The sequence below is a fragment of the Streptomyces sp. NPDC104106 genome, assembly GCF_055584345.1.
In genome coordinates this window covers 413,529-420,321 of the sequence record NZ_JBVJMF010000002.1, presented here as the reverse complement: position 1 = coordinate 420,321, position 6,793 = coordinate 413,529, and the positions used below count along the sequence as shown (strand labels likewise).

4 protein-coding genes and 1 pseudogene are annotated in these 6,793 nt (G+C 75.7%); 1 reads left to right on the top strand and 4 read right to left on the bottom strand.

The genetic code is table 11. The annotated features are described in order from the left end of the window. A pseudogene (locus ACZ60X_RS05790) lies at nt 1–645 on the bottom strand (hypothetical protein); the annotation flags it as partial. A gap of 461 nt (nt 646–1,106) precedes the next feature. Between ACZ60X_RS05790 and ACZ60X_RS05785 the strand changes: the two are divergent. Beyond that, the gene (locus ACZ60X_RS05785; protein WP_469593711.1) at nt 1,107–2,087 is read left to right on the top strand and encodes a helix-turn-helix domain-containing protein; all 981 of its coding nucleotides are present in this window, start codon (nt 1,107–1,109) and stop codon (nt 2,085–2,087) included. A 213-nt stretch (nt 2,088–2,300) separates the two neighbouring features. On the opposite strand, the gene ACZ60X_RS05780 is transcribed toward ACZ60X_RS05785, so the two are convergent. From ACZ60X_RS05780 to rsgA, 3 genes are all read right to left on the bottom strand, one after another. After that, nucleotides 2,301–3,485, bottom strand: coding sequence for a GDSL-type esterase/lipase family protein (locus tag ACZ60X_RS05780; RefSeq protein ID WP_469593709.1), 1,185 nt, complete (start codon nt 3,483–3,485; stop codon nt 2,301–2,303). A 269-nt stretch (nt 3,486–3,754) separates the two neighbouring features. Then, the gene (locus ACZ60X_RS05775; protein WP_469594390.1) at nt 3,755–5,152 is read right to left on the bottom strand and encodes an AlkA N-terminal domain-containing protein; all 1,398 of its coding nucleotides are present in this window, start codon (nt 5,150–5,152) and stop codon (nt 3,755–3,757) included. Nucleotides 5,153–5,246: 94 nt separating this feature from the next. After that, nucleotides 5,247–6,356, bottom strand: coding sequence for a ribosome small subunit-dependent GTPase A (gene rsgA / locus ACZ60X_RS05770; RefSeq protein ID WP_469593706.1), 1,110 nt, complete (start codon nt 6,354–6,356; stop codon nt 5,247–5,249). Nucleotides 6,357–6,793 lie beyond the last annotated feature (437 nt).

Sequence of the window (6,793 nt, the reverse complement as noted above, 5' to 3'; positions counted from 1 at the left end):
GAGGCCGGTGCCCATGGGCCCGGCGTCCAGCAGACCGGCGTCCCTCGGGCCGACATCCCTGAGACCGGCGTCCCTCGGGCCCGCATCCCCGAGGCCGGTGCCCATGGGCCCGGCGTCCAGCAGACCGGCGTCCCTCGGGCCGACATCCCTGAGACCGGCGTCCCTCGGGCCCGCATCCCCGAGGCCAGCATCCCTGGGCCCGGCATCCCTGAGATCGACGTCCAGAAACTCGGCGTCCCTGGGTCCGGCGTCCAGGAACTCGGCGTCCCTGGGCCCGGCGTCCAGTAGTTCGGCGTCCGGGAGGCCGGTGTCCAGAAGCTCGGCATCCGTGAGCCCGGTCTCCAGCGGTCCGGCCTCCAACCGGCCGGTCTCCAGCGGGCCGGTCCCCAGCGGGCCGGTCCCCAGAATGCCGATCTCAAGGGGCCGGGTGTCCGGCGGCTCGGGCGGGCGTGGGGCCGGGAGGGCGGGTTCGCGGGGTGGCGGGGTGACCGGCGACGGCTCCGTCACCGTGCTCTTCGCGGAGGCGAAGCGGTCGTCCAGGGAATCGGGCGCGGCCGTGGGACCCGTGTCCGCGGTGGAGTTGTCGTACAACTGCCCCCACCAGTCGTCCTCATGGCGGGCGGGCCTTCCCCCCTGCTGGCTCATGCCCTTCATTGTCCACCGGCGAGGCCGTGGGAAAACGGGGCATCGGGAAAATACGGCGTCCCCGGCCGCCGCGTCGGGTGAGGGGCTGAACAGCCGTACGAATGGCGGCTGTTGGTCGCCGAGCGGCCCCACCCCCCACGGGAGGACCGCCCGGCGACGCCCACAGTGGCCCGGCCCCGAATCCCCTTCGCATGCCTCGCACACGTACGGGCCCGGGCCACGGTCCGTGCGACCGGGCCTGGGAACGGCACCGGTCGGATGGCCGGATTGTGGCTTGGTTTCCTGGGACGACGCTGTGAATCGCGCTCGCGACCCCGCGTCCCGGGTGCTGCCACCTTGGCAGAGTCACCGGCCCTGCGGCGATGATGTCCGGCGGCGGGTTTGTGCCGTGGCCGGTTTCCGCCAGGCCGGGCCCGCCGCGACGGCTTGTCGACGGCGTGTGGTGGGAGGGGCGTAGGCCGATGCTGGCAGCGATAGGGCTGGACGACACGCACGAGGCGGCGTACCGGGCACTGGTGGCCGTCGGCGCGGCCGACGTGAGCGATCTGGCGCGCCGCCTGGCGCTGGCCGAGTCCGACACCGAGCGGGCGCTGCGCCGGCTGGAGCGGCAGGGGCTCGCCGCGCAGTCCCCGGCCCGGCCCGGCCGCTGGGTGGCGGCCCCGCCGGGCGTGGCGCTCGGCGCGCTGCTCGCCCAGCAGCGGCACGAGCTGGAGAAGGCGGAGCTGGCCGCGGCCCTGCTCGCGGAGGAGTACCGGGCGGCCGCGGCGGAACCGGCGGTGCACGACCTGGTGGAGGTGGTGACCGGGGCCTCGGCGGTCGCCCAGCGCTTCCTCCAGCTGCAACTGGGCGCCGTGTACGAGGTGTGCGCGCTGGTCACCGCCCGTCCCGTGGTCGTGTCCGGCATGGAGAACGAGGCCGAGGAACAGGCCGCCGTGCGCGGGGTGCGCTACCGGGTGGTGATGGAGCGCGCGGTGCTGGACCAGCCGCACGCGCTGACCGAGCTGACGGCCGCGCTGGGCCGCGACGAGCGGGTCCGGGTGGTGGACCGGGTGCCGACGAAGCTGGTCGTGGCGGACCGCTCGCTGGCGATGGTGCCGCTGACCTCGACGACGGCGGAGCCGGCCGCGCTGGTGGTGCACGCCAGCGGACTGCTGGAGCTGCTCGCCGGGCTGTTCGAGTCGGTGTGGCGGGAGGCGCTGCCGCTGCGGATCGGCGCCTCGGGGGTGGCCGAGGAAGGCCCGGACGCCCCCGACGCCACCGATCTGGAGGTGCTGTCCCTGCTCCTGGCCGGCCTGACCGACGCGAGCGTGGCCAAGCAGCTCGACCTGGGCCTGCGCACCGTGCAGCGCCGGGTGCGGCGCCTGATGGGACTGGCCGGGGTGACGACCCGCCTGCAACTGGGCTGGCATGCGTACGAGCGGGGCTGGATCACCCGTTCGTAGCCGCCCGGCGCCGGCCTCGGCCGTGCGGAGTGGCGGTGCCCGGGGTGCCGGGGCCGTGGCTGGCGCGGGCCGCGGTGCCGTGGCGGGCGCCGACCGGTCCGCAGCCGCCGGCCTGGGCCGTCCTGGTGGGCGCCACCGCCGTAGCGGCGGGGCGTTCCCCGGCTTCGCGCTGCCCCCTGCGATGCGCTCGGGCGGCGCCGGCCCGGCGGCCCGTCAGCCGGCGAGGGCCGTCAGGACGGCGTCGGCGACGGCCGCCATGCCGGTGTCGTTGAAGTGCAGGTGGTCGCCCGGGTCGTAGGCCGGGCGGATGCGGGCCGGGTCGGCGGGGTCGCGGACGGCGGCGTCTGCGTCCGCGACCGCGTCGAAGGCGCCGCCGGTGCGGATGAAGGCGTTCACCCGCTGCCGTACGGCCTCGCGGGCGCCGGTGTAGGCGGCGAAGCCGCGGAACGGGGTGAGGGTGACGCCGACGACCCGGACGCCCCGGGCGTGGGCGCGGGCGACGAGGGTGCGGTAGGCGTCGGCGTAGGCGGCCACGTCGTCGGCCGTGGGGGTGCCCTTGATGTCGTTGATGCCCTCCAGGACCACCAGGATCCGTACGCCCGCGCGGTCGAGGGCGTCGGCGTCGAGGCGGGTGAGGGCGCTCGGCCCGGTGCCGGCGCGCAGCAGCCGGTTCCCGGAGACGCCGGCGTTGAGGACGCCGTACCGGTCGGCGCGCAGCAGGGCGGCGAGCCGGTCGGGCCAGCGGTGGTTGGTGTCGGGGGTGGAGCCGTTGCCGTCGGTGAGGGAGTCGCCGAACGCGACCACGCTGCCGGTGGCGTCGCCGAGGACGTCGACGCCGGTGACGTAGTACCAGCGGGTGATGGTGACCGTGTAGGCGGTGCCGTCCTCGTCGGCGGCCCGGTCCGCGCCGTCCGGGGCCAGGTAGCTGGTCTGGAGCGCGGTCTGATGGGAGGTCGCGGGGCCGCTGTCGCCGGGGGTGTACACGGTGACGAGGAGGTCGGCCGCGGCCGGTACGCGCAGCGGCACCGGGTCGGTGACCGCGTCCTCGCCGGTCGGGACGGTGACGGACGGGGCGCCGTGGAAGGTGGCGGCGCGCAGGGTGCCGGGCAGGGCGTCCGGGCCGTCCGCCGCGCGCCGTGCGACGGTGACCGCGCCGACGCGCAGGGGTGCGGTGCCGAGGCGGTTGCTGAGGTGGACGCGGACGGCGGCGCCGCCGACGCTGAGGTGGACGACGTTGCGGACGGCGGCGCCGGGCCGGGGCTCGGCGGTCCCGGACGGCGCGCTCTCCCAGCTGCCGGTCCACCGCGGCTCGGGCCCTTGGCGGGCGACGGCCGCTGTCGCCGGGCCGGGCAGCATCGCCAGCAGCAGCACCGCGAGGATCCGTACGACCTTGGCCATGTCCGCGCTCGCCCTTCCCCGTGGCTCGTCGGAGGCGACCGTCCCACACGCCCGGTCCGCGGAGGTGCATCCTCGACGGCGATCCACCCGCTCGGCGTAGTGCAGAGGGCCGGAGTCGGCGGGGCGGCAGGGCGGCAGGGCGGCAGGGGCACGGTCGCGGCCCCGCTCGGGCGGCCGACGCCAGCACGCGTGGGGGCGGCCAACGGCGGCCGGGGCGCGGCGAGTTCACCGGTGGGCCCGGCACCGACCGGGGCCCGGCACGCCCGTCGTCAGACCGGCTCCCCCGCCACGCGCAGGTGCTGGACGGCGTACGACCGCCAGGGCCGCCAGGCGTCGGGTACCTCCGTGCCCGGCGGGGCGACGTCCGGATCGCCGAGGGCGCGGACCCGGACGGCGGCGACGACGGCCGGGTCCATGCCGGGCAGGGCGCCCAGGGCGGCCGCGGCGTCGTCCCGGTCGGCGCCCGCGTCCAGCCGCACACGGCCGTCGGCGAGGGCCGCGGCGAGCGTGCCCAGCGGGCCGCCGGGTTCGGCCTCGGCGAGCACGGCGGGTTCCGGGAAGAGATGGGTGAGGCCGCCGCAGGGCGCGTCGAGGGCCTTGCCGTACCGGCGCACCAGCGGCTCGGCGCCCGCGCTGCCCACCAGCGCGCGTACCGCGGGTTCCAGCGGGTCGACGGTGCCGGGCGAGCGCAGTCCGGGACGGGCGGCGACGAGCGGGGCGAGCCGCGGATCGGTGCCGAGCCGCTCGTCGACGGCGTACGGGTCGGCGTCGAGGTCGAACAGCCGGCGCAGCCGTTGCACCGCGGTGGTCAGGTCCCGGGGGTCGGTGAGGTGCAGGCGTGCGTCGAGCCAGCCGCCCGGCCGGGTACCGGTGCCGGTGCGCGGCACCCGGGTGCGCTCCTCGACGGCGGCGATCCCGGTGCCGTACGGCAGTCGCAGGGTGCGCCGGTAGGTACGGCCGCCGGGCGGGCCGGTGACCTCCTCGACCCCGGCGACCGCCTCGTGCGCCAGCTGGTCGAAGACGGCCGCGGCCTGGTACGGGCCCCGGTAGGCGAGCCGCAGGGGGATGCCGGCGCCGGGCGTGGCCCGCCGGGCGCCCCGCCCGCGCCCGGCGGGCGCGGCGGCGCGCACCTCGGTCGGGGTCGCGGCGTACACCTCCCGGACGGTGTCGTTGAACTGCCGGACACTGGCGAATCCGGAGGCGAACGCGACCTCGGTGATGGGCAGTTCGGTGGTCTGGAGCAGTACCCGCGCGGTGTGCGCCCGCTGCGCCCGGGCGAGCGCGACGGGCCCGGCGCCCAGCTCGGCCGTCAGCTGCCGCTGCACCTGCCGGGCGCTGTAGCCGAGCCGGGAGGCGAGCCCGGCCACGCCCTCGCGGTCCACGATCCCGTCGGCGATCAGCCGCATGGCCCGCCCGACGACGTCCGCCCGCGCGTTCCACTCCGCCGAGCCCGGCACCGCGTCCGGCCGGCACCGCCGGCAGGCGCGGAAGCCGCAGCCCTGCGCGGCGGCGGCCGTCGCGAAGAACCGCACGTTGTGCCGCTTGGGCGTCACCGCCGGGCAGCTGGGCCGGCAGTAGATGCCCGTGGTCTCGACGGCGAAGAAGAACGCCCCGTCGAACCGCCCGTCCCGGCTCCGCACGGCCTCGTACCTGCTGTCCTCGTCCATCACGCCTTCCAGTGTGGGAGGCGTCCGGGGGCCGGGCCAGCGGAAAACGGACACGGAACTGCGCGCACGGGACCGCGCGGGCGGAGCGGCGCCCTTACTGGTACCGCCCTCGCTTCGCTTCCATCGCCGCCCTCCCCTCGGCACCCTTCCGCTTCCAGTCCCGCCGAAGCTCCGCACGGACCCGCGCATCGGTCTTGGCGACGATCCACCGGTTCTCGCGCATGAGCTTGCGGTAGCTCTCCAGCCGCCGGGCGGGCAGCTCGCCGCTGTCCACGGCGGAGCGCACCGCGCAGTCCGGCTCGGCCTCGTGCGCGCAGTCGTGGAAGCGGCACCGCTCGGCCAGTTCCTCGATCTCGGAGAACACCTGCCCGACCCCGCCCTCGGCGTCGAACAGGCCGACCCCGCGCAGCCCGGGGGTGTCGATCAGCACCCCGCCGGAGGGCAGGGCGAGCAGGTTGCGGGTGGTCGTGGTGTGCCGCCCCTTGCCGTCGACGTCCCGCGTGGCGCCTACGTCCATGACGTCCTCGCCGGCGAGGGCGTTGGCGAGCGTGGACTTGCCCGCGCCGGACTGGCCGAGGAGCACGGACGTACCGGAGCCGACGAGCGCGACGAGGACGTCGAGCCCGTCGCCGTGCAGGGCGCTGACCGTGAGCACGGGCACGCTGGGCGCGCTCAGTTCGACGTCCTGCACGAGGTGGGAGAGGGTGACCGGGTCCGGCACCAGGTCGGCCTTGGTGAGGACGACCACGGGCTGGGCACCGGACTCCCAGGCGAGGGCGAGGAAGCGTTCGACGCGCCCGAGGTCGAGTTCGAGGGCGAGGGACACGGCGACGACGGCGTGGTCGACGTTGGCGGCCAGGATCTGCCCCTCGGACCGCTTGGAGGAGGTCGAGCGCACGAAGGCGGTGCGGCGCGGCAGATACGCCCGGACGTAGCGCGGATCACCGTCGGGGTCGACGGCGACCCAGTCCCCCGTGCAGACGACCTTCATCGGGTCGCGGGGCACGACGAACTCGGTGTCGGCGCGGACTGTCCCGTCGGAGGTGACGACATCGCACCGGCCGCGGTCGACCCGCACGACCCGGCCGGGCACCAGCCCGTCGGCACCGTGGGAGGCGAACGCATCGGCCCAGGCCTCGTCCCAGCCGTAGGGGGCCAGAGGGTGCGACGAAGCGGAAGAAACCGAAAAAGAAGAGAGATTCAAGGGGAACCCTTCACAAGGGCGGCCCCGGCCACGCGCCAGCACTCACAGGCGCGAGAAAGGCAGGAAAGATCAGCCGGAGACCACGGAGGTGGAGTGGATGAACTTCTGGTCGCGGGCAGCGCCCGTCACAGAGACAGCCATCGGTCACACCTCCCGTTCCTCACTCGGTCGACAGCGGCAGCCAACGGCCGCCGCGCGAAGCAGTCCTGACTGTAGAGGGGGTACGCGCCCGAGTGCCACCGATTTCGTACTCCAGCAGGGATCCGTGCCCTGATCTGGCAGTCGTCGTTCTCCGGGTACGGAGGGGATGACTGAAGTCGCGGGACGGCCACTCCTCAGCTCGCGTCCCCTGCACGGCTTGCAGGTCCGCACACCGGACGGTGATCGACGCGTCGGTAAGCGCGATCTCGTGCAGGCAACCGCCGTCCTCGGGAAGG

Bases quoted from the DNA above. Each gene is read 5' to 3' on its own strand.
- ACZ60X_RS05780 (WP_469593709.1), bottom strand. From the start codon at position 3,485: ATGGCCAAGGTCGTACGGATCCTCGCGGTGCTGCTGCTGGCGATGCTG.
- ACZ60X_RS05775 (WP_469594390.1), bottom strand. From the start codon at position 5,152: ATGGACGAGGACAGCAGGTACGAGGCCGTGCGGAGCCGGGACGGGCGG.
- ACZ60X_RS05785 (WP_469593711.1), top strand. From the start codon at position 1,107: ATGCTGGCAGCGATAGGGCTGGACGACACGCACGAGGCGGCGTACCGG.